Here is a 21391-nt window from a genome sequence, read left to right on the forward strand (position 1 = left end):
AGTGAACCAAGGCGGCCTTGCTGCGCTCCAGGCGCGGCTCCAGTATTCGTTTGCGGACCTTCGTCTCCTGCAGCGCGCGCTGACGCATCGCAGTTTCTCGGCCGATCACAATGAGCGGCTCGAGTTTCTGGGCGACTCGGTGCTCAGCCTGGCCGTCTCGCATCTGCTGTACGCGCGGCTGACTGCGATGGCGGAAGGCGATCTTTCCCGGGTCCGCGCCAATCTGGTCAAGCAGGACACGCTCCACCAGCTCGCAGTCAAGCTCGCGCTGTCACCGCTTCTGCGGCTGGGCGAAGGCGAGGCGCGCTCGGGCGGCCAGAACCGGCCGTCGATCCTCGCCGACGCGCTCGAGGCGGTGATCGGCGCGGTCTATCTCGATGCGGGTTTCGGCGCCGCGCAAGCGCTGGTTCAGCGCCTCTACGAATCCGTGGAAATCAATCCGCGCATGGATGCGGCCGCCAAGGACCCGAAGACCGAATTGCAGGAATGGCTCCAGGGCCACAAAATGAAGTTGCCGGTCTATCGTGTCGTCGGAACCCTCGGCGCCGCCCACAAGCAGACCTTCGAAGTCGAATGCGAGGCATCCGAGCTGGGGCTGCATGAACACGGCATCGGCGGCTCGCGTCGCGCGGCCGAGCAGGCGGCCGCGGCAGCGATGTTGATCCGGCTCAAGGCGCGCGGCGCGAAGGCATCCCCATGAACGAACCCATCGACACCGCGACCCCTTCTCCCGAAACCCAGCGCTGCGGCCTGGTGGCCATCGTCGGCAAGCCCAACGTCGGCAAGTCGACACTGCTCAACGCGCTGGTCGGCCAGAAGATCAGCATCACCTCACGCAAGGCGCAGACCACCCGGCATCGCATCACCGGCATGCGCACGCTGGGCGCGACGCAGTTCGTGTTCGTCGACACGCCGGGGTTCCAGACCCTGCATGCCAATGCGCTGAACCGGTCGCTCAACAAGACGGTGGTCGGGGCGGTCTCCGACGTGGACCTGATCCTGTTCGTGGTCGAAGCCGGCAGCTTCACGCCGGCGGACGAACGCGTGCTGAAGCTGCTCGGCAGCGGGATTCCCACGGTACTGATCGCCAACAAGCTGGACCATGTGCACCGCCGCGCCGACATTGCGCCCTGGCTTCAGGACATGCAGAAAAAGCACGCCTTCGCCGAGTTCGTGCCGATGTCCGCGAAGAACCCGAAGGACGTCGAGCGCCTCTTCGGCATCTGCGAGAAATACCTGCCCCAACAGGCGTGGTGGTACGCGGAGGACGAGCTGACCGATCGCAGCGAGCAGTTCCTGGCCAGCGAGATGGTGCGCGAGAAGCTCTTCCGCCTGACGGGCGACGAGCTGCCCTACACCTCGACTGTCGTCATCGACAAGTTCACCGAAGAGCCGCCAGCCCGCAAGGGTCAGAAGCGCCTGGTCAAGATCGCCGCCACGATCGTGGTGGAGCGAGACGGCCACAAGGCGATGGTCATCGGCGACAAGGGCGAGCGCATCAAGCGCATCGGCACCGAGACGCGGCAGGAGCTCGAGAAGCTCATGGATGCCAAGGTCTTCATCGAACTGTGGGTCAAGGTGCGCTCCGGTTGGGCCGACGACGAGGCCCGCGTGCGTTCCTTCGGGTACGAGTGAGTGGCGGTCAAGCGCGTCTCGCATGAACCGGCCTACGTGCTCCACCGCTACGACTGGAGCGAGTCCAGCCTGATCCTCGAAGTCTTCGCCCGCCACCACGGCCGCATCGCGCTCGTGGCCAAGGGGGCGAAGCGGCCGAGCTCCAATTTCCGGCCGGTGCTGCTGCCGCTGCAGCCGCTGCAACTGAGCTTTTCCGGTGACGCGGAGATCCGCACCCTCAAGAGCGCCGAATGGATGGGCGGCCATGTGATGCCGACCGGCGAGGCCTTGCTGTCCGGCTACTACGTCAACGAATTGCTGCTGCGCCTGCTGGCGCGCGACGACCCGCACGAGGCGCTTTTCGATGCCTATGCCGGCGTGGTGCAGGTGCTTGCCGGCGACCATGCCGCCGCCCAGGCCGCGACGCAGTCGGCCGCGCTGCGCGCCTTCGAGTTGCTGCTATTGCGGGAGGTGGGGCTGCTGCCGGCGCTGGACGCGCAGACGCTCACGCTCGCGCCGCTCGATGGGGAGGGCCGCTACGCACTCGTGCCGGAGGCGGGGCTGCGTGAAGCCTTCGAAGGCGAGCCCTCGTTGCAAGGGGCCGACTGGCAGGCCTTGCAGGCTGCACTCGACGATCTCGCGCCGTTCGTCGCCACGCTCCGCGCCTGCGCCGGGGTCAATGGCGCCCTGCGCAACCAGTTGCGCACCTTGCTCAACTACCATTGCGGCGTTGCAACGCTGCGTACGCGGCAGATGATGCGGGACCTGCAAGCCCTATGAGCTCTTCGAATTCCACCGCTCTGTCGGTCAATCTCAACAAGGTCGCGCTGGTGCGCAACACGCGTCAGCTCGGCATCCCGAGCGTGCTGTTTGCGGCGTCGATGTGCCTCGACGCCGGTGCGCACGGCATCACCGTGCATCCGCGGCCCGACCAGCGGCACATCCGTCCGCAGGACGTGCGCGATCTCTCGGCGCTGCTTCACAAGGAGTGGCCGAAAGCCGAGTTCAACATCGAAGGCAATCCCTTCCATAACCTGATGGAGTTCGTGCGCGAACTGCGCCCGCATCAGGCCACCTTCGTGCCGGACAGCGAAACCCAGTCGACCAGCGACCATGGGTGGAGCTTCCCGGAAGACGCCGAGCGTCTCCGTCCGGTCATCGCGGAAGCCAAGGCCCTGGGTGTGCGCGTGAGCCTGTTCATGGACCCGAATCCCGAAATGATGGCAGCGGCCAAGGCGGTGGGCGCCGACCGCGTCGAGCTCTACACGGAGGGCTACGCGGCGTCGCGTGATACCTCGAAGGCGCATTCAGTGCTGCGGCTCTATGCCGAGGCCGCGCGTGCCGCGCAGGCGGCCGGCCTCGAAGTCAACGCCGGCCACGACCTCAGCCGCGAGAACCTGACCGAGTTCCTGCGCGTGGTGCCCGGTGTGCGCGAGGTGTCGATCGGCCACGCCTTCGTTTCCGACGCGCTGGAGCTGGGCTATGCCGCCGCGACGCGTGAGTACCTGCGTCGCATCGAAGAAGCCGGCGAGCAGGCTCCCAGGTGATCTACGGTATCGGCACCGACGTCTGCGATGTCCGGCGCATTTCGGCGACGCTGGAGCGCCAGGGCGAGCGCTTCGCGCGCAAGGTCCTCGGCGACGCCGAGTTCGCGGTCTGGCAGGCGCGCAGCGCCCGATGGCCGAAGCGCGGCCTGCGCTATCTCGCGACGCGTTTCTCGGCCAAGGAGGCCTTCAGCAAGGCGATCGGCCTGGGCATGCGGATGCCGATGAGCTGGCGCCTGTGCGAGATCGTCAACCACAAGAGCGGCAAGCCGGTGATCGTGCTGCACGGCGAACTCAAGACCTGGTTCGAAGCCCAGGGCTTGATTGCCCATGTCACCGTGACAGATGAAACCGACTACGCGGCCAGCTTCGTCGTGGTCGAACGCAAAGAATGACCGAAACCGCCCTGCATGCCCCGCTGATCATCGATGTCGCGGGGGCCGAACTGAACGCTGCCGACCGTCGACGGCTGGCTGATCCGCTGGTCGGCGGCGTGATCCACTTTGCCCGCAACTGGCGGGACCGTGCGCAAATGACCGCGCTCAATGCAGAGATCAAGTCGATCCGGCCGGACATCCTGATTTGCGTGGACCACGAGGGTGGCCGAGTCCAGCGCTTTCGCACCGATGGCTTCACGCGGCTGCCTTCCATGCGAATCCTGGGCGAGTTGTGGATGAAGGACGCATTGCGCGCGACGCAGACTGCGGTGGCCTGCGGGCAGGTGTTGGCGGCTGAGCTGCGCGCCTGCGGGGTCGACTTCAGCTTCGCGCCGGTGCTTGATCTGGACTACGGCGAAAGCAGCGTGATCGGCGATCGCAGCTTCCATCGCGATCCGCGTGTCGTCGCCGTGCTGGCCCGCAGCCTGATGCACGGCCTGTTGCAGGCCGGCATGGCCAATTGCGGCAAGCACTTTCCCGGGCACGGGTTCGTGAAGGCGGATTCGCATGTGGCCATTCCTGTCGACCGCCGCAGCCTCAAAGCCATCCTCGCGGACGATGCGCGGCCCTATGACTGGCTCGTCGGTTCGCTCGCGGCGGTGATGCCGGCGCATGTCATCTATCCCAAGGTCGATGCAAGGCCTGCGGGCTTTTCCGCGAAATGGCTGCAGGAGATCCTGCGAGGCAAGCTCGGATTCGACGGAGCCGTATTCAGCGATGACCTCAGCATGGAAGCCGCCCGTCGAATCGACGGCGAGCTGCACAGCTACACCGATGCCGCGCTGGCCGCCTTGAACGCCGGCTGTGATCTGGCGCTGCTCTGCAATCAGAGTGTGGACGACGGCGCCGTGCTCGATGAACTGCTCGATGGCTTCGCCGCCGCAGCGCGCAATGGCCAATGGGTGCCAAATTCCGCGAGCGAGATGCGTCGCCGAAGCCTGTTGCCCAAGTCGCCGGCCATCGGCTGGGATGCGTTGATGCAGACCACGGCCTACCGCCGCGCGGTACAGATGCTTCCGAAGCCTTGACTACAGGTTCGGCCCAGGCGACGCGGTAGCGGGCCATAGGCGGTCGCCGCCGCCATCCAGGTGCGTCAGGTACAGCCGCAAGTCGAATTCGAACTGGTGATAGGCCGGCTCCATGTGCGTGCAGAGCTGATAGAAGGCCTTGTCGTGCTCGCGGACCTTGATGTGCGCCAGTTCGTGCACCACGATCATGCGCAGCCACTCGAGCGGGACTTCCTTGAACAGGCCAGCGACACGAATTTCGCGTTTCGACTTCAGCCTGCTTCCCTGCACGCGAGAGACGGTCGTGTGCGTGCCGAGCGCGTTGCGGATCACGTGGAGCTTGCTGTCGAAGGCGACCTTGGACAGTGGCTCGGCATTGCGCAGGAACTCGTTCTTGAGCTCGCTCACGTAGTCGTACAGCGCGCGATCGGTGCGGATGTCGTGGGCATCGCCATACCGCCCACGCAGCAGATCCGCGAGCCGGCCCTGGGCGATGACCTGTTCGACCTGGGCCCGCAGCGCCGCAGGGTATGCGGCGAGGTATTTCATGCCGGCTGGGGCACCCGCGTCGCGGCGGCCGTGTAGGCGAGGCCGGACGCGACGCCGCCGAAGAAATCGCCTTCGACGAGCTTCGCGTCGGGAAAGGCGCAACGCAGTGCCTGCTGAAATGGACGCAGTGCCGAAGAACCGCCGGTCAGGTAGATCGCGTCCAGTCTGTCATTGCCCAGCGCAGCCAGCCGCACGCAGTCCTGCGCGCAAGCGACCACCCGATCCAGCAGTGGGCCGAGATGACGTGCCATGTCGTCGGCTGTAAGCGCGACAGCCAGGTTCCGTTGGGCGCAGGACAGGTCGATCGCGACTTCGGCGTTCGTCGTCGATGAACGGATCTTCGCGGCTTCGACCTCGTTGGCGACGCGGTGCCCTTCGCGGTTCAGAAGCACATTCATCAGTCGGTCGTGCAACCGGGTGTCGGCGTAGCTGGTGCGCAACTCCTGCACCTGGCGGACCGCCTTGGGCGCGTACAGCCAGTTGATCAGGTGCCACGACGAGAGGTCGAAGAAGGTCCGGCTCGGCACCTCGCGCCCCTGCGGGCCGACGTGGCGGAAGCCGAACTCGGGCATCGCGCATTCGAGGCTGAGCCGCTGGTCGTAGTCCGTGCCGCCGATGTGCACGCCCGTCGTGGCGAGCACGTCCGCGGCGCGATCGCCGGCCGACATGCACGCGGGATCGAGCCGCACCACCGTGAAGTCCGAGGTGCCGCCGCCGATGTCGACGACAAGCACGAGCGATTCCTTCTCGACGCGCCGCTCGTAGTCGAAAGCGGCCGCGATCGGCTCGTACTGAAAGCTGACTTCGCCAAGCCCGGCACTCCTGGCGGCGCGCCGAAGCGTGTCTTCGGCCTGCTGGTCGCGCGCATCGTCATCGTCGACGAAGCGCACCGGGCGGCCGATCACCACCCGACCCGGCTGGGCGCCGAGTTGCGCGCGTGCGCGCTGGCCGAGCTCGGCGAGGAACAGGGTGATGATGTCCTCGAAGCCGACGCGCTCGCCGAAGACTTCGGTCTGCTCCTGCATCAGCGAACTGCCGAGCAGGCTCTTGAGCGATCGCATGAGCCGCCCCTCGATGCCCGCGAGGTACTGCGCGATCGCTTCGCGCCCGAAGTGCGTGGTGCGGTCTTCAGCGTTGAAGAAGATCGCCGTCGGGATGGCCGTGGCCGTGCCTTCGAGCGGCAGAGCCCGCGCGAGTCCGTCGTCGGCCACGAAGGCGACGGCGGAGTTCGAGGTGCCGAAGTCGATGCCGATCGCCGGCGCTCGCTCGCTCAAGATTCGCGCCGCAGGGCAGGGAACAGAATCACGTCGCGAATGCTCGGCGAATCGGTCAGCAGCATCATCAGGCGGTCGATGCCGATGCCGCAACCGCCGGTGGGCGGCATGCCGTATTCGAGCGCGCGCACGAAGTCGTGGTCGAAGAACATGGCCTCATCGTCGCCGCTGTCCTTGGCGGCGACCTGCGCGTTGAAGCGGGCGGCCTGATCCTCGGCGTCATTGAGCTCGCTGAAGCCGTTGCCGAATTCGCGGCCGGTGATGTAGAGCTCGAAGCGCTCGGTGACTTCGGGGCGCTCGTCGTTGGCACGCGCGAGCGGCGAGATTTCCGTCGGGTGTTCCATGATGAAGGTCGGCTGCCAGAGCTTTTCTTCGACGGTCTCTTCGAAGTACATGACCTGCAGCGAGGCGAGGCTGCGCTGGGAGAGCTTGTCCTTCTCTTCGTTCAGGCCCAGCTTGCGCAGCGCATGGATCAGCCAGGAGGCGTCATCGACATTCGAACCCGCGTCCGTGTACTTGAGGATGGCTTCGCGAATCGTCAGGCGCTCGAAAGGCTGGCTCAGGTCCACCGCCTTGCCTTGGTAGGTGAGCTGCTGCGTGCCGACCGCCTTGTCGGCGATCGTGCGGATCAGCGTCTCGGTGAAGTCCATCAGGTCGCGGTAGTTCCAGTACGCCGCGTAGAACTCCATCATCGTGAACTCGGGGTTGTGCCGCACCGAGATGCCTTCGTTGCGGTAGCTCCGGTTGATTTCGAACACGCGCTCGAAGCCGCCGACGATGAGGCGCTTGAGGTACAGCTCGGGGGCGATGCGCAGGAACATCTCCTGGTCCAGCGCGTTGTGGTGCGTCTTGAAGGGCTTCGCGTTGGCGCCGCCCGGAATCGGGTGGAGCATCGGCGTCTCGACTTCGAGGAAGCCGTTGCCCACCATGAAGTCGCGCAGCGCGCTCACCGCACGGCTGCGGGCCGCGAACCGGTCGCGCGCGGCTGAGTCGGTGATGAGGTCGACGTAGCGCTGGCGGTACTTCTGCTCCTGGTCGGCCATCCCGTGGAACTTGTCCGGCAGCGGTCGCAGGCTCTTGGTCAGCAGGCGCAGCGAGGTGACCTTCACGGAGAGCTCGCCGGTCTTGGTCTTCATCAACGTGCCTTCGGCGCCAACGATGTCGCCGAGGTCCCAGCGCTTGAATTCGGCATAGGCTTCCTCGCCGATCGCATCGCGCGTGACGTAGAGCTGGATGCGGCCGGTGGCGTCCTGCACGGTCGCGAAGCTGGCCTTGCCCATGACCCGCTTGAGCATCATGCGGCCGCCGACGCTGATGGCGATCGGCGTCGCCTCGAGCGCCTCGGCCGGCGCTTCGCCGTGCGCGGCGACGAGTGCCGCCGCTCGGTCCGCGGGCTTGAAGTCGTTGGGGAAGGCGACCCCTTTGCCCTCGGCCTGCGCCTGGCGCAGCGCCTTCAGTTTCTCGCGCCGTTCGGCGATGAGCTGGTTGTCGTCGATGGCGGGCGTCGAGGCAGGTGCTGCCGCAGGCGTGGGGACGGAGGGGATCAGGTGGTCAGACATGGCGGGGTAGTGGCGCTGTCGGTGTCGAGCGCAACCCGCCATTTTAACCGCGCAGGGGCTTTGACAGACCCGCGCCTGACCCGCATCGACACTGGACCAGTTGCTATCGAATCCGTAGCGCGCTACTTCGCGATGCCAGTGCGCGCCAGCAGATCGCCGACCAGCTCGAGCCGCATCAGCGGGCTGTCGAGTTCCATCAGGCGCTGCTTGAGCTCGGGCTGCGCCGGCAGCAGTTCGCACCAGCGATTGGCCACCCAGCCGCAGTCGTCGAACTGGTAGGGCTCGGAAATCGGCAGGCGAAGGCCCGGCATGCCCTGCTGTTGGCGTCGCTCTTCCAGCGTATCGACCACGCGGCGCAATGCGTCGGACACATGCCGCAAGTCGGCGGGGACGTCCATCCGCACGTCGTTGGCAATGACTTCGACCTTGGCGGTCCAGAGTCCGTGCTTCTGAAGTTCGCTCGCATGAATTCGGAAGCGCTGGGTGCCGCTGCATTCGATCTGCATCAGGCCGGCCTGCGGAGACTCGAGTTCGCGAATGACCGCGAGCGTGCCGATGGTCGCGAAGGCTTCCACCCCGGCCCCAGCCTTGCGCACTTCCGACCCCTGGGTGAGGCACACGACCCCGAAAGGCTCGCCGCTCTTGTGGCACTTGCGGATCATGTCGAGATAGCGCACCTCGAAGATCCGCAGCGGCAGGAAGCCACCGGGAAACAGCACCGTGCCGAGCGGAAACAAGGGGATCGGCCTGAGAGGGGTTTGTGTCGTCATCGGTGAACCTTGGCGTGGCTATCATCGCATTCCGCTCACGACCTCGCGCCCATGTTCTATCAGATCCCATCGTTCCTGCTCGACGTGATCGTCGGCCTCCTGGGCGGCGCCTGCCTGTTGCGCCTCTACATGCAGTACCACCGGGTACCGTTCGGCAATCCGCTCGGGCGCTTCGTGTTTGCGGTCACCGACTGGATCGTGCTGCCCTTGCGCCGGATCGTGCCATCGGTCAAGCGGTGGGACCTTGCGAGCGGCGTCGCGGCATGGCTGCTCGTGCTGGTGAAGTTCGTGCTGCTGGGGCTGCTGCTGGGCGGCCTCGGACGATGGACGATCCTTCCCCTCATCTCGCTGATCGGGCTGCTCCAGCTCGCGGTCTCAGGGCTCACCGCGCTGCTGATCGTCTATGCGATTCTTTCCTGGGTGCCGAGCGCATCCTCGATGCTGCACGACCTGATCGCGCGTCTCGCGGAGCCGCTGGTGCGGCCGCTGCGCCGGGTCATTCCGGCGGTGGGCGGCGTCGACCTGTCGGCGCTCGTCGCGATCGTGCTCCTTCAGGTCGGCGCGATCATCCTCGGCAACGTGATGGGTTCGGTGTTCACGTTAGGCCGGTAGAGGCGCTACCGGCGCGATGCCGGGAATACCGCGGATCCGGCTCCGCCGGTCCGCTGGTATTGCCCCCTGCAAGGGGGCCTGGGGGTGGGCTAAAGAACCGCATCAGCTGGCTGCCGCAACAGCATGGCCAGCGTGTTCGCGATGGTCTTGCGCAGCTCGCGTCGATCGCAGATGAAATCGACCGCGCCCTTGGTCTGGAGGAACTCGGCGCGCTGGAAGCCCTCCGGCAACGTCACGCGAACCGTCGATTCGATGACGCGCGGGCCGGCGAAGCCGATGAGCGCCTTGGGCTCGGCGATCACCACATCGCCCACGAACGCGAAGCCCGCGCTCACACCGCCCATGGTCGGGTCAGTCAGCACGCTGATGTAGGGCAGGCCCTTCTTCGCGAGATGCGTGAGCGAGGCATTGGTCTTCGCCATCTGCATCAGCGACAACAGGCCTTCCTGCATGCGCGCACCGCCGGTGGCAGTGAAGCAGATGAAAGGCACTTTCTGCTCGATCGCGGTTTCGACGCCGCGCACGAAGCGTTCGCCGACCACGCTGCCCATGCTGCCGCCCATGAAGTCGAACTCGAAGCAGGCGACCACCACGTTGATGCTGTGGACCGAACCGCCCATCACCACGAGGGCGTCGGTCTCGCCGGTGTTCTCCAGCGCTTCCTTGAGCCGCTCGGGGTACTTGCGGCTGTCCTTGAACTTGAGGGCGTCGACCGGCAGGACTTCCTGGCCGAGCTCGTAGCGGCCTTCGGGGTCGAGGAAGGCATCGAGACGCGCACGCGCGCTGATGCGGTGATGGTGGCCGCAGCTCGGGCAAACGTTCTGGTTGTGCTCGAGGTCGGTCTTGTAGAGCACCGTCTCGCAGCTCGGGCATTTGATCCAGAGGCCTTCCGGCATCTGGCGGCGCTCGCTCGGGTCGGTCGGTGCGATTTTCGGGGGAAGAAGTTTTTCAAGCCAGCTCATGGGGGCTCCTTGTGGTGGCGGCGATTATCGGGCAGCCGGGCTTGCGGCGGCCGCGCGGGGCAACGCGTCGAGTGCCTGCCTGATTCCGGCCAGGAACTCGCGCACCACGGGCACGACCTTGTCGCGGGGTTGCTCTTCGATCAGCTGGATGATGCGGCTGCCGATCACGACTGCGTCCGCGGAGGCGCCGACCGCCTGGGCGGTCTGCGCATCGCGGATGCCGAAGCCGACGCCCACCGGTAGCTGCACATGCTCGCGAATGCGCGGAACCATTCGGCCGACCGCGTCGGTGTCGAGGTGTCCGGCGCCGGTCACGCCTTTCAGCGAAACGTAGTAGACGTAGCCGGTGGCGATGCGGCCGACCTGCGCCATCCTCTCGGGGGTGCTGGTCGGTGCGAGCAGAAAGATGAGATCGATACCCTTGGATTTGAGCTCGGCAGCGAAGGCCTCGCATTCTTCTGGCGGGTAGTCGACGATCAGCAGGCCGTCGACGCCCGCCGCGGCCGCATCGCGGATGAAGCTGCCGGCGCCATGGACGAGGTCGTAGCGCTCCACCGGATTCGCGTAACCCATAAGAACCACCGGCGTGCGCGGATCCTTCTGGCGGAAGGCCGCGACCATGGCCAGCACCTGCTTCATGCCGATGCCCAGTGCGAGCGCGGCTTCGCCCGCGCGCTGGATCACGGGCCCGTCGGCCATCGGATCGGAGAAGGGCACGCCGAGCTCGATCACGTCGGCGCCGGCCTCGACCATGCCGAGCATCAGCTCAGGCGTGACGTCTGCGTAGGGGAAGCCCGCGGTGACATAGGGAATCAAAGCCTTGCGACCCGCTTTCTGCAGGGCTTCGAAGGTGGCGGCGATGCGGCTCATGCCTTGCCTCCCTTCACGTTGAGGCCGCGCATCGACGGCCGGTCATAGAAGTCCACGCCGGACAGGTCGGCCACCGTGCCGATGTCCTTGTCGCCGCGGCCCGAGAGATTCACCAGGATGGATTGGTCGGGGTGCATGGTCTTCGCGAGCTTCATGGCGTAGGCCACCGCGTGGCTCGATTCCAGCGCCGGGATGATGCCTTCGGTGCGACACAGGTAATGGAAGGCTTCGAGCGCTTCGGAGTCGGTGATGCCGACGTACTCGGCGCGGCCGATGTCCGCGAGGTAGGCATGTTCCGGCCCGACGCCGGGGTAGTCCAGGCCGGCGCTGATGCTGTGCGTTTCTGTCACTTGGCCGTCCTCGTTCTGGAGCAGGTAGGTGCGGTTGCCGTGCAGCACGCCTGGACTGCCGCGAAGGATCGACGCCGAATGCTTGCCGCTGTCGAGGCCTTTGCCGGCCGCTTCCACGCCGATCAGGCGAGTGCCCGCGAACGGGATGTAGGGATAGAAGATGCCCATCGCATTGCTGCCGCCGCCCACGCAGGCGACGACGACATCAGGCTGCCTGCCTTCGGCCTTGCCGGTGATGCCCTGCGCGGCGAGCATGGCCGGCATCTGCTCGATGCACTCGTTGCCGATCACGCTCTGGAAGTCGCGCACCATCGTCGGGTAGGGGTGAGGTCCGGCGACCGTACCGATGATGTAGAAAGTGTTCTCGACATTCGTGACCCAGTCGCGCATCGCCTCGTTGAGTGCGTCCTTGAGCGTCTTGCTGCCCGATTCGACCGGAACGACCGTCGCGCCGAGCAGGTTCATGCGGTACACGTTGGGGCTCTGGCGCTTGACGTCTTCGCTGCCCATGTAGACCACGCATTCGAGCCCGTAGCGGGCGCAGATGGTGGCGGTGGCCACGCCGTGCTGGCCGGCCCCGGTTTCGGCGATCACGCGGGGCTTGCCCATGCGCCTGGCAAGCATCGCCTGCCCGATGGTGTTGTTCACCTTGTGAGCGCCGGTGTGGTTGAGGTCCTCGCGCTTCAGGTAGATCTGCGCGCCGCCCATTTCGCGGCTGGTGCGGGCCGCGTGATAGACCGGTGAAGGACGGCCCACGAAATGGGCCAGTTCGTAGCGGAATTCCGCGAGGAACTCCGGGTCGTCCTTGTACTTCGCGTAGGCGTCGCGCAGTTCGTTGATGGCGTGCGTCAGCGTCTCGCTGGCGAACGTGCCGCCGTAGATGCCGAAATGGCCGCTGGCGTCGGGTTGCTGGTAGGTGTTCATGGTCTCGATCGGTGGGCCGGCGCCCGGTCGATCGAGGCGGGCAGCCGGCTGCAAACTAGGAAGAGGCATCGGCCGCACGGACAGCGGCCACGAAGTCGCGAATCCTGGCGGCGTCCTTGATGCCCTTGGAGGCCTCGACGCCCGAACTCACGTCAACGGACAGCGACTTGCATCGCGCCCGCAACTGACGAATGCCATCGCCCACGTTTGCAGGTGTGAGCCCACCACTCAAGACGAGGTGAGCGTCGACGGCGGGTGGTAGGAGTGACCAATCGAATGCCTTGCCGCCACCGCCATAGGCTTCGACATGGGCGTCGAGCAGGATGGCCTGGGCGCGGGAGTAATCGGAAGCGTATTTTACGAGGTCGAAGCCCGCGCCGGCTGCACCCAGCGGAATCCGTGCCGCGCGCATGAACCGGTATGCGCCGCTGCCGGCGCCTTCCCAGCACTGCGCTGGCGATTCGTCGCCGTGGAACTGGGCCATCGAACCCGCCACGGAAGACAGCGCCGCCATGCTGCGCGCCGCGTCCTCGTTGACGAAGAGCAGCACGGGCGAAACGAACGGCGGAAGGCGCGACGCGAGTTCGGCTGCGCGTTCGACCGTGACCGCGCGCGGGCTGGCCGGGTAAAGAACGAAACCGATGGCGTCAGCGCCGGCTTCGATCGCGGCATCGACGTCCTGCTCGCGTGTGAGCCCGCAGATTTTGATCCGGGTGCGGGCTGCGAGCGGTGCGGAGGGGTTCATGGCGGGCCATCATACGCAGCGCCCCCGCCTTCGATGGTCGCCTCGGCGGGTAGACCCCATCCGGCGGCGTACAACGGCCCCAGGAAGTACAGGCCGTTCGGCGAGAACGTCGGCGCGGCCACCAGCCGGCTGCGCGCCTCGAGCACTTCGCGCATCCATTCCGGCCGCTCCCTTCCCTGGCCGATGCGCACGAGGCAGCCCATGATGTTCCGGATCATGTGATGCAGGAATGCATCCGCCTCGAATTCGACGTGCCAGCGGCAGCGGTCGGTGTCGCCGTGGCGGCTGATCGCGATGCGCCGCATCTCCTTGACCGGCGAAAGTGCCTGGCACGCCGAGGCGCGGAAGGAGCTGAAGTCATGGCGGCCGAGCAGCATCGCCGCGGCGGCGCGCATGGCATCGCCGTCGAGCACGTGCATCGACCAGCCCACCCGGCCTGCTTCGAGACTGGGCCGGACCGGCGATTGCGAAAGGACGTAGACATAGCGCCGGGTGAGGGCGCTCGCGCGGCAATGGAATGGGTCGGGCACCGGTTGTGCCCACTGCACGGCGATGTCGTCAGGGAGGAAACTGTTGGTGCCTCGCACCCAGGAGAACGGTTCGCGGACCGCGGTGGTGTCGAAGTGCACCACCTGCATCAGCGCATGGACGCCGGCATCGGTGCGGCCGGCACAGAGCGTGGAAATCGGCTGGTCGGCGAACTGCGACAGGGCCGCTTGGAGCTTGTCCTGGACAGTCCGGCCGGAGGGCTGGCTTTGCCAGCCGTCGTAGGCCTGACCGTTGTAGCGGATACCGAGGGCCAGCCTCACGGCAGCATGGCAGCCCGAAGGCCGCTTCAGCGCAGTTGGCCGAGCATCTGCTTTGCTTCGGCCTTCACGTCGCCGGAGCTTTCGGCGGCAACTTCCTCGACCAGCGAGCGGGCGCCTTCGACGTCGCCCAGCGCCTTGAGTTCGCGGGCGAGGGATAGCTTGATGACGTGCGGGTTGTCGCCGCCCTCGTCCGCGGGTTCCAGGCGTCCGCGCTCGGTGTCGGCCGGGGTGCGGGTCGACAGGCCGGCGAGCGAGCTCATGTCGAATTCGATGAAACCTGAATCCGTCGGCAAGCCGGCACGCAACGGAGCAGGCTGGGTGCGCTCCTCGTCGCGAACCACCGAGCCGTTTGCCACCGGTTCGAGGGCGCCAGGCGCAGTGTCGAAGTCGTTTTCGAGGTCGATCTTGGGTGCATGAGTCGACGCACCGCCGTTCAGGCCACCAGGAACAGCGATCGGTCGCGGAATCTCGCGGATCGGCGACGGAATGGGGGCTGCCACGGGGGGCAGGCTCACGCTGACGGGCGCAGGCGCGGTCGACGCCGCTGCAGGCGGGGTGGAAAGATCGAGATCGAAGTCCAGCGGTGCGACCGACGGTACGAAGGCCGGAGGCGGCGCTTCTGCTTCTGCCTGCGCGACCGGGCTCGGTGCCGGGGTCGAGACTGCGGCGGACGCCGCTGCCAGCGTGCCTGCGAATGCCGCAGCTTCCGCAGCCGAGACGGTCTTGCCGTCGGCTTCGTACAGCGGGTTGCCGGGGTCAAGGTCCTTGCCGAGTTCGACGACACGGTTCCATTCGGTGCCGCTGCCGCCAGTCAGCTTGTGGACTTCGGAAGCCAGCGCCTCGTAGGCGCGCAGATCGCGGCGCTTCGCGTGGATTTCGAGCAGCTTGAGATGAATCGCGGTGCGCTCCGGATTGACGCGGAGTGCTTCGCGCAGGATCTCCTCGGCCTGGAGGTCGCGACCATAGGCGAGGTAGACGTCGGCTTCGGCCACCGGATCGACGTCGCCAGCATCGAGCTGGCTCGGCGAGTAGGAAAGCGAAGAAACCACGGAATTGCCGCGGTTCTTGGTGTCCACCGATTCGCCGCCGCTGGCGCCGAAGAACGAGTCCTTCGGGATGCGGCTTTCGATGAAGACGCTGTCGCCCGCATCACGGCGCTTGCGGCCGAGCACGCGGTACAGCAGGAAGCTGATCAGCAGGGCCACCAGGGCGGCGGCTGCGACCATCAACGGGTTTTCCATCAGCTCCCCGAAGAAGCTTTGCTCCTTCGGGGCGGGTGCTGGTGCAGCGGCCTTGACCGGGGGCTTCGCGGCAGGCGCTGGTGCGGGAGCGGCGGCGGGCGCAGGTGCTGGTGACGCGGCAGGTGCTGCGGCAGTGGCCTCGGTCGACGCTGCGGGCGTGGGCGATGCGGCCTGAGCAGCGACGGCAGGCGGGGTTGGTCCCGCCGGTGTGGTTGCTGCGGGAGGCTGGGCTGACCCAGCGGGAGCAGGTGCCGTAGCTACCGGCGTCGCTGGTGCAGTGGCGGGCGCAGCCGCGGCCGGAGCGGGGGCCGGCGCCGGACTCGCAGCGTTGGCGCCGCCTGTGGCAGCGGCCTTGAGCTGGTTCAGGTCCTGGAGGTTCTTGCTCAGCTCTTTTTCGCGATCCTGGCGGGCCTTGGTTTCGGCGGCCTGCGCGATTTGCTCGTCCGTCGGGCGGCCGGGAGCGATGCCCTGGGAGATCTTGAGCTTGTCGGTCGAAGCGTTCGCTGCGTTGCGATCTTCGACATTGGTCTGCACCTTGCCGGCGGCTTGGCGGCCGGCATCGGCCACGGGTGTTTCGGGCGCGTTCTCGGCCAGGCGGCGGCGATACTGGCTGAAATCCTGGCTCTGGGCGGTGACCGTGCGCTTCGCCTCGGGCGCCGGGACGGCTTCGGCTTGGGACGAACTCGGAATGTCGAGGACGGCACCGGTCTTCATCCGGTTGACGTTTCCGCCGACGAACGCATTCGGATTGGCGCGAAGGAGCGCCACCAGCATCTGGTCGAGCGAGACGTCGGCCGGCTTGTACGCCGAGGCGATCTTGCCGGCCGTGTCGCCGGGCTTGACCGTGACCTGCTGGTCGCCGCTGCCGGCACCCGTGCCGGTACGGACGTTGTTCGACTCACCCGACGCAGCGGCCGGAGCGGCAGCGGTGCGTTGGCGACGCGCCGGGGGTGCCTCGACCACGACCGGCGCAGCGGCGCGCTGCGGAGCCGCGGTGATCTGCGGTGCCGTCGGCGCGACTGGTGCAGCCGCTTGACGGGTGGTCGGAGGGTCCAGCAGCACGGTGTAGTCACGAACCACACGACCGGAGCTCCAGTTGGCTTCAAGGAGGAGGTCGATGAACGGCTCGCTCACCAGGCGATTGCTGGACAGGCGCACGACGTAGCGTCCGTCGGCTCGCCGCTGAACGCCGACGCGGACGTCGGAAAGCGCCGGGTTGTAAGGCACGCCCGCTGCCTTGAAGGCGTCGACCGAGGCGATACTGACCTTCAGTCCGTCCGCTTCGGCAGGGGTGATCTCGGTGACTTCGATTTCCGCGCGCAGCGGCTCACCAAGCGCCGACTGGACGTTGAGGCGTCCGAGCGCGAGCGCACTGGCGTCGGCGCTGAAGGCGCCGAGGGCCACCGCGATGGCCGCGCTCAGTACCGAAAGCTGGCTTCGACCCATCGTCGTGGGTGCGGGCGAAGTGGCCGAGAGACGGGCCGCGGGCGATGATGGTCGTGTCATGCTGGAGGGGGGCAGCTCGGCCCAGAAATGTAAGAGGACGTTAACATCATCACCCCGCACTGACAAGGCGACAGGCCTTATCTACCCAGTGCGTGCAAACTTCGTCATGCATGGGACGTTGCGGCATAGCAACGTAGCGCGCCCCGCAGGGCGCGCATGTAACGCTTCAGACTTCCAGCAGGATGCGCAGCATCCGGCGCAGCGGCTCGGCCGCGCCCCAGAGCAGCTGATCTCCGATCGTGAACGCGCCAACGTACTCGGGACCCATGGCCAGCTTGCGGATACGACCGACCGGGATCGACATCGTGCCGGTCACCGCGACGGGCGTGAGATCCTTGACCGTGGCCTCGCGCGTGTTCGGCACGACCTTGGCCCATTCGTTGTCAGCAGCGATCAATGCCTCGATATCGGCAAGCGGCACGTCCTTCTTTAGCTTGAAGGTCAGCGCCTGGCTGTGGCAGCGCATCGCGCCGATTCGCACGCAGAAGCCATCGACGGGCGTCGCGGCAGTGCCGAACCCGGCGCCTTGGCCGAGGATCTTGTTGGTCTCGGCGCCACCCTTCCACTCTTCCTTGCTCATGCCGTCGCCCAGATCCTTGTCGATCCAGGGAATCAGGCTGCCGCCCAGCGGAACGCCGAAATTGGCGGTTTCGAGCGCGGTCAGCGATTGCTGCTTGGCAAGGACCTTGCGGTCGATCTCGAGGATGGCGGACTTCGGGTCGTCGAGCAGGGCGCGCACTTCGGCGTTGAGCGTGCCGAACTGCGTCAGCAGTTCACGCATGTGCTGGGCGCCGCCGCCGGAAGCGGCCTGGTAGGTCATGCTGGTCATCCACTCGACCAGGCCGGCCTTGTACAGCGCGCCCACGCCCATCAGCATGCAGCTCACGGTGCAATTGCCGCCGATCCAGTTCTTGCCGCCCTTGGCCAGGGCGTTCTGGATCACGGGAAGGTTGACCGGGTCGAGCACGATGATCGCGTCGTCATTCATCCGCAACGTGGAGGCTGCGTCGATCCAGTGGCCCTTCCAGCCGGCTGCGCGGAGCTTGGGGAACACCTCCGTGGTGTAGTCGCCGCCCTGGGCCGTGATGACGATGTCGCACTTCTTGAGTGCATCGATGTCATGCGCGTCCTTGAGCGTGGTCTCGTTCTTGGCCATCGCGGGGGCCTTGCCGCCCGCATTGGAGGTCGAGAAGAAGACCGGCTCGATCAGTCCGAAGTCGCCTTCGGCCTGCATGCGGTCCATCAGGACCGAGCCGACCATGCCGCGCCAGCCTACGAGGCCGACCAGAGGTTGATTTGCGTTCGCCATTTCAGTTTGCCCTTGTGAAAAAAGAAATCAGTCTTTTCTTTGCGCCCGGCTCGTCAGAGCCGGGGAGGGCGTGACGAATCGGGCTGCGGTTAGCCGGTAATCGTCTTTTTGGTGATGGCAGCCACCACGGCATCGCCCATCTCGCGGGTTCCGACCTTGGTGGTACCTGCGGACCAGATATCTGCCGTGCGCAGCCCCTGAGCAAGCACGTGCTTGACCGCCGACTCGATCCGGTCGGCGGCTTCAGGCTGGTTCAGGGAGAAACGGAGCATCATGGCAGCAGACAGGATTGTAGCCAAAGGGTTGGCAATCCCTTTGCCCGCGATGTCCGGCGCGCTGCCGTGGCTGGGCTCGTAGAGGCCCTGGTTGCTCGAATTGAGCGACGCCGAGGGCAGCATGCCGATCGAACCGGTGAGCATGGCCGCTTCGTCGGAGAGGATGTCGCCGAACATGTTGCCGGTGACCACCACGTCGAACTTCTTGGGCGCCTTGACCAATTGCATGGCGGCGTTATCGACGTACATATGGTCGAGTTCCACGTCCGGGTATTCCTTGCCGACCTCGGTCACGATGTCCTTCCAGAACTGGAAGGTTTCGAGCACGTTGGCCTTGTCGACGCTGGTCACCCGCTTGCTGCGCTTGCGTGCGGCCTGGAAGGCGACGTGGGCGATGCGCTCGACCTCCGGGCGCGAGTAGCGCATGGTGTCGAAGGCTTCCTCGGCGCCGGGGAAGTGGCCATCGACCGCGGTGCGGCGGCCGCGCGGCTGGCCGAAGTAGATGTCGCCGGTCAGCTCGCGGATGATGAGGATGTCCAGTCCGGCGATGAGTTCGGGCTTGAGGCTCGATGCGTCGACGAGCTGTTCGTAGCAGATCGCCGGGCGGAAGTTGGCGAAGAGGCCCAGGTTCTTGCGCAGGCCCAGGATGGCCTGCTCGGGCCGCAGCGAGCGCTCGAGCTTGTCGTATTTCCAGTCGCCCACGGCGCCGAACAGGACCGCGTCCGCTTCCTTGGCGAGCTTGAGGGTCGATTCGGGCAGCGGATGGCCGTGCGCCTCGTAGGCAGCGCCGCCGACCAGCGCGGTTTCGGTTTCGAAGGAGAGGTCGAGCGCTTCGAGGACGCGCAAGGCTTCCGCGACGATTTCGGTGCCGATGCCGTCACCGGGCAGTACTGCGATCTTCATGAGAGTCTTTTCTGAAGTTGAACGGAGGGTCGGTCAGGCAATCATCTGATGCGCCAGCCAGGGTTTCTTTGCCAGCCGCTCGGCTTCGAAGGCCTGGATCTTGTCCTTGTGGCGCAAGGTCAGGCCGATGTCGTCGAGACCGTTGAGCAGACAGTACTTGCGGAACGGCTGGATGTCGAAGGCGATTTCGCCGCCGTCGGGCTTGACGATGACCTGTCGATCGAGGTCGATCGTGAGGCTGTAGCCCGGGAAGGCGAAGGTCTCGTCGAAGAGTTGCGCGACCTTCGAATCCGGCAGCACGATCGGCAGCAGGCCGTTCTTGAAGCAGTTGTTGAAGAAGATGTCGGCGAAGCTCGGCGCGATGATCGCGCGGAAGCCGTACTGGTCGAGCGCCCACGGCGCGTGTTCGCGCGACGAGCCGCAGCCGAAATTCTTGCGGGCAATGAGAACGGATGCGCCCGCATAGCGCGGCTGGTTCAGTATGAAATCCGGGTTGGGCTTGCGCGAATTCGGGTCTTGTCCCGGTTGGCCCGGGTCGAGGTAGCGCCACTCGTCGAACAGGTTCGGGCCGAAGCCGGTCTTGCGGATCGACTTCAGGAACTGCTTCGGGATGATCGCGTCGGTGTCGACGTTCTCGCGGTCCATCGGCGCGACGAGGCCCTTGTGCACGGTGAATTTCTGCATGGTGTGGCTCCTCTGATCAGGCGAATTGACGGACGTCGACGAAGTGGCCGTTGATGGCCGCAGCCGCCGCCATCGCGGGGCTGACGAGGTGGGTCCGGCCACCGGCGCCCTGCCGTCCTTCGAAGTTGCGGTTGCTGGTGGATGCGCAGCGTTCGCCCGGCTCCAGCCGGTCGGCGTTCATCGCGAGGCACATCGAGCAACCAGGCTCGCGCCACTCGAAACCCGCGGCCTTGAAGATCTGGTCCAGGCCTTCGCGCTCGGCCTGTTCCTTCACCACGCCGGAGCCCGGCACGACCATCGCGAGCTTGACGTTCTTCGCGACCTTCTGGCCCAGCTTCTTGACAATTGCGGCGGCTTCGCGCATGTCCTCGATGCGGCTGTTCGTGCACGAACCGATGAATACCTTGTCGATGAAGATGTCGTTGATCGGCTTGTTCGGCTCCAGGCCCATGTAGGTGAGCGCGCGTTCGATCGCGTCACGCTTGTTGGCGTCTTTTTCCTTGTCCGGGTCGGGTACGCGGCCGTCGATCGGCACGACCATTTCGGGCGACGTGCCCCAGGTGACCTGCGGACGGATCTGCGATGCGTCGAGTTCGACCACGGCATCGAAGTGCGCGCCCGGATCGGAATGCAGCGTCTTCCAGTATTCAACCGCCTGGTCCCACTCGACGCCGGTCGGCGAGAGCGGGCGGCCCTTGACGTAGGCGAGCGTCTTCTCGTCGACGGCGACCAGCCCTGCGCGCGCGCCGGCTTCGATCGCCATGTTGCAGACGGTCATGCGGCCTTCCATGCTGAGATCGCGGATCGCGGAGCCCGCGAATTCGATCGTGTAGCCGGTGCCGCCGGCGGTGCCGATCCTGCCGATGATCGCGAGCACGATGTCCTTGGCGGTGCAGCCCGGCGGCAGCTTGCCTTCGACCTTCACGAGCAGGTTCTTGGCCTTCTTGGCGAGCAGCGTTTGCGTGGCCATGACGTGCTCGACTTCGCTCGTGCCGATGCCATGCGCCAGCGCGCCGAAGGCGCCGTGCGTCGAGGTGTGCGAGTCACCGCAGACCACCGTCATGCCCGGCAGCGTGGCGCCGGATTCGGGGCCGATCACGTGCACGATGCCCTGGCGCTTGCTCAGGAACGGGAAGAAGGCGGCGGCGCCGAATTCCTTGATGTTGCTGTCGAGCGTGGTGATCTGTTCCTTGCTGATCGGATCTTCGATGCCGTCGTACCCGCGCTCCCAGTGGGTGGTCGGCGTGTTGTGGTCGGCGGTGGCGACCACCGAGCTGATGCGCCACAGCTTGCGGCCTGCCTCACGCAGGCCTTCGAAAGCCTGGGGGCTGGTCACTTCATGGACGAGGTGCCGATCGATGTAGAGGATCGCGGTGCCGTCTTCCTCGGTGTGGACGACGTGTTCGTCCCAGAGTTTGTCGTAGAGCGTGCGTGCCATGGTGGTCTC

Annotated in this window: 21 protein-coding genes; 7 read left to right on the forward strand and 14 right to left on the reverse strand. The window is 66.2% G+C overall.

What is annotated here, in order from left to right; genetic code table 11:
* Window position 1 precedes the first annotated feature (1 nt).
* Genes rnc through nagZ form a run of 6 tightly spaced genes read left to right on the forward strand, consistent with a single transcriptional unit; the run spans window position 2 to window position 4623 of the window.
* Complete coding sequence (gene rnc / locus BLW05_RS05175) at window positions 2-700, forward strand: ribonuclease III (RefSeq protein WP_093160668.1); 699 nt, start codon at window positions 2-4, stop codon at window positions 698-700.
* On the forward strand, window positions 697-1635 hold the full coding sequence (era, locus tag BLW05_RS05180; RefSeq protein WP_093160670.1) for a GTPase Era: 939 nt from the start codon (window positions 697-699) through the stop codon (window positions 1633-1635). Before rnc ends, era begins: the two co-directional genes overlap by 4 nt.
* Window positions 1636-2394 (forward strand): DNA repair protein RecO, encoded by a 759-nt coding sequence (recO, locus tag BLW05_RS05185; RefSeq protein ID WP_093160674.1) that lies wholly within the window; start codon window positions 1636-1638, stop codon window positions 2392-2394.
* Window positions 2391-3161, forward strand: coding sequence for a pyridoxine 5'-phosphate synthase (locus BLW05_RS05190; RefSeq protein WP_093160677.1), 771 nt, complete (start codon window positions 2391-2393; stop codon window positions 3159-3161). The genes recO and BLW05_RS05190 overlap by 4 nt, the downstream gene beginning before the upstream one ends.
* Window positions 3158-3553 carry a holo-ACP synthase gene (acpS, locus tag BLW05_RS05195; RefSeq protein ID WP_093160680.1) on the forward strand — a complete coding sequence of 132 codons (396 nt, stop codon included), beginning with the start codon at window positions 3158-3160 and terminating at the stop codon, window positions 3551-3553. The genes BLW05_RS05190 and acpS overlap by 4 nt, the downstream gene beginning before the upstream one ends.
* Entirely contained in the window at window positions 3550-4623 is a 1074-nt protein-coding gene (nagZ, locus tag BLW05_RS05200; protein WP_093160683.1) for a beta-N-acetylhexosaminidase, read from the forward strand. Before acpS ends, nagZ begins: the two co-directional genes overlap by 4 nt.
* On the opposite strand, the gene BLW05_RS05205 is transcribed toward nagZ, so the two are convergent.
* The 4 genes from BLW05_RS05205 to BLW05_RS05220 form a co-directional block, all read right to left on the reverse strand.
* Entirely contained in the window at window positions 4624-5151 is a 528-nt protein-coding gene (locus tag BLW05_RS05205; RefSeq protein ID WP_093160685.1) for a YgjP-like metallopeptidase domain-containing protein, read from the reverse strand.
* Complete coding sequence (locus BLW05_RS05210) at window positions 5148-6428, reverse strand: Hsp70 family protein (protein ID WP_093162061.1); 1281 nt, start codon at window positions 6426-6428, stop codon at window positions 5148-5150. The genes BLW05_RS05205 and BLW05_RS05210 overlap by 4 nt, the downstream gene beginning before the upstream one ends.
* A complete protein-coding gene (lysS, locus tag BLW05_RS05215; RefSeq protein ID WP_093160688.1) occupies window positions 6422-7984 on the reverse strand; it encodes a lysine--tRNA ligase in 1563 nt (520 codons plus the stop codon). Before lysS ends, BLW05_RS05210 begins: the two co-directional genes overlap by 7 nt.
* Before the next feature lie 122 nt (window positions 7985-8106).
* On the reverse strand, window positions 8107-8754 hold the full coding sequence (locus BLW05_RS05220; RefSeq protein WP_093160690.1) for an LON peptidase substrate-binding domain-containing protein: 648 nt from the start codon (window positions 8752-8754) through the stop codon (window positions 8107-8109).
* A 51-nt stretch (window positions 8755-8805) separates the two neighbouring features.
* Between BLW05_RS05220 and BLW05_RS05225 the strand changes: the two genes are divergently transcribed.
* Window positions 8806-9366: a YggT family protein gene (locus tag BLW05_RS05225; RefSeq protein WP_093160692.1), complete on the forward strand. Its 561-nt coding sequence runs from the start codon at window positions 8806-8808 to the stop codon at window positions 9364-9366.
* A gap of 89 nt (window positions 9367-9455) precedes the next feature.
* On the opposite strand, the gene accD is transcribed toward BLW05_RS05225, so the two are convergent.
* The 10 genes from accD to leuC all read right to left on the reverse strand — a co-directional run bounded on the left by accD (window position 9456) and on the right by leuC (window position 21382).
* Entirely contained in the window at window positions 9456-10328 is an 873-nt protein-coding gene (accD, locus tag BLW05_RS05230) for an acetyl-CoA carboxylase, carboxyltransferase subunit beta (RefSeq protein WP_093160695.1), read from the reverse strand.
* Window positions 10329-10352: 24 nt separating this feature from the next.
* Window positions 10353-11198: a tryptophan synthase subunit alpha gene (gene trpA, locus BLW05_RS05235; protein ID WP_093160698.1), complete on the reverse strand. Its 846-nt coding sequence runs from the start codon at window positions 11196-11198 to the stop codon at window positions 10353-10355.
* Window positions 11195-12472, reverse strand: coding sequence for a tryptophan synthase subunit beta (trpB, locus tag BLW05_RS05240; protein ID WP_093160700.1), 1278 nt, complete (start codon window positions 12470-12472; stop codon window positions 11195-11197). The genes trpA and trpB overlap by 4 nt, the downstream gene beginning before the upstream one ends.
* 55 nt (window positions 12473-12527) lie before the next feature.
* A complete protein-coding gene (locus tag BLW05_RS05245; protein WP_093160703.1) occupies window positions 12528-13217 on the reverse strand; it encodes a phosphoribosylanthranilate isomerase in 690 nt (229 codons plus the stop codon).
* Window positions 13214-14026, reverse strand: a complete 813-nt coding sequence (gene truA, locus BLW05_RS05250) for a tRNA pseudouridine(38-40) synthase TruA (RefSeq protein ID WP_093160705.1) — start codon at window positions 14024-14026, stop codon at window positions 13214-13216. Before truA ends, BLW05_RS05245 begins: the two co-directional genes overlap by 4 nt.
* A gap of 26 nt (window positions 14027-14052) precedes the next feature.
* Window positions 14053-16833, reverse strand: coding sequence for a motility hub landmark protein FimV (locus BLW05_RS05255; RefSeq protein ID WP_371126931.1), 2781 nt, complete (start codon window positions 16831-16833; stop codon window positions 14053-14055).
* Between the two features lie 106 nt (window positions 16834-16939).
* On the reverse strand, window positions 16940-18082 hold the full coding sequence (asd, locus tag BLW05_RS05260) for an aspartate-semialdehyde dehydrogenase (RefSeq protein ID WP_093160711.1): 1143 nt from the start codon (window positions 18080-18082) through the stop codon (window positions 16940-16942).
* An 89-nt stretch (window positions 18083-18171) separates the two neighbouring features.
* On the reverse strand, window positions 18172-19260 hold the full coding sequence (gene leuB / locus BLW05_RS05265) for a 3-isopropylmalate dehydrogenase (protein ID WP_093160713.1): 1089 nt from the start codon (window positions 19258-19260) through the stop codon (window positions 18172-18174).
* A gap of 33 nt (window positions 19261-19293) precedes the next feature.
* On the reverse strand, window positions 19294-19944 hold the full coding sequence (gene leuD, locus BLW05_RS05270) for a 3-isopropylmalate dehydratase small subunit (RefSeq protein WP_093160716.1): 651 nt from the start codon (window positions 19942-19944) through the stop codon (window positions 19294-19296).
* Between the two features lie 16 nt (window positions 19945-19960).
* Entirely contained in the window at window positions 19961-21382 is a 1422-nt protein-coding gene (leuC, locus tag BLW05_RS05275; RefSeq protein WP_093160718.1) for a 3-isopropylmalate dehydratase large subunit, read from the reverse strand.
* Window positions 21383-21391: the final 9 nt, after the last annotated feature.

Source organism: Variovorax sp. YR216, from assembly GCF_900107745.1.
Taxonomy (GTDB): Bacteria; Pseudomonadota; Gammaproteobacteria; order Burkholderiales; family Burkholderiaceae_C; genus Variovorax.

Excerpts from the sequence above, each read along its gene's own strand:
- accD (WP_093160695.1), bottom strand. The coding sequence starts at position 10,328 with ATGAGCTGGCTTGAAAAACTTCTTCCCCCGAAAATCGCACCGACCGAC.
- leuD (WP_093160716.1), bottom strand. The coding sequence starts at position 19,944 with ATGCAGAAATTCACCGTGCACAAGGGCCTCGTCGCGCCGATGGACCGC.
- BLW05_RS05190 (WP_093160677.1), top strand. The coding sequence starts at position 2,391 with ATGAGCTCTTCGAATTCCACCGCTCTGTCGGTCAATCTCAACAAGGTC.
- nagZ (WP_093160683.1), top strand. The coding sequence starts at position 3,550 with ATGACCGAAACCGCCCTGCATGCCCCGCTGATCATCGATGTCGCGGGG.
- leuC (WP_093160718.1), bottom strand. The coding sequence starts at position 21,382 with ATGGCACGCACGCTCTACGACAAACTCTGGGACGAACACGTCGTCCAC.
- BLW05_RS05225 (WP_093160692.1), top strand. The coding sequence starts at position 8,806 with ATGTTCTATCAGATCCCATCGTTCCTGCTCGACGTGATCGTCGGCCTC.
- asd (WP_093160711.1), bottom strand. The coding sequence starts at position 18,082 with ATGGCGAACGCAAATCAACCTCTGGTCGGCCTCGTAGGCTGGCGCGGC.
- BLW05_RS05220 (WP_093160690.1), bottom strand. The coding sequence starts at position 8,754 with ATGACGACACAAACCCCTCTCAGGCCGATCCCCTTGTTTCCGCTCGGC.
- leuB (WP_093160713.1), bottom strand. The coding sequence starts at position 19,260 with ATGAAGATCGCAGTACTGCCCGGTGACGGCATCGGCACCGAAATCGTC.
- lysS (WP_093160688.1), bottom strand. The coding sequence starts at position 7,984 with ATGTCTGACCACCTGATCCCCTCCGTCCCCACGCCTGCGGCAGCACCT.
- BLW05_RS05205 (WP_093160685.1), bottom strand. The coding sequence starts at position 5,151 with ATGAAATACCTCGCCGCATACCCTGCGGCGCTGCGGGCCCAGGTCGAA.
- era (WP_093160670.1), top strand. The coding sequence starts at position 697 with ATGAACGAACCCATCGACACCGCGACCCCTTCTCCCGAAACCCAGCGC.
- BLW05_RS05245 (WP_093160703.1), bottom strand. The coding sequence starts at position 13,217 with ATGAACCCCTCCGCACCGCTCGCAGCCCGCACCCGGATCAAAATCTGC.
- trpB (WP_093160700.1), bottom strand. The coding sequence starts at position 12,472 with ATGAACACCTACCAGCAACCCGACGCCAGCGGCCATTTCGGCATCTAC.
- trpA (WP_093160698.1), bottom strand. The coding sequence starts at position 11,198 with ATGAGCCGCATCGCCGCCACCTTCGAAGCCCTGCAGAAAGCGGGTCGC.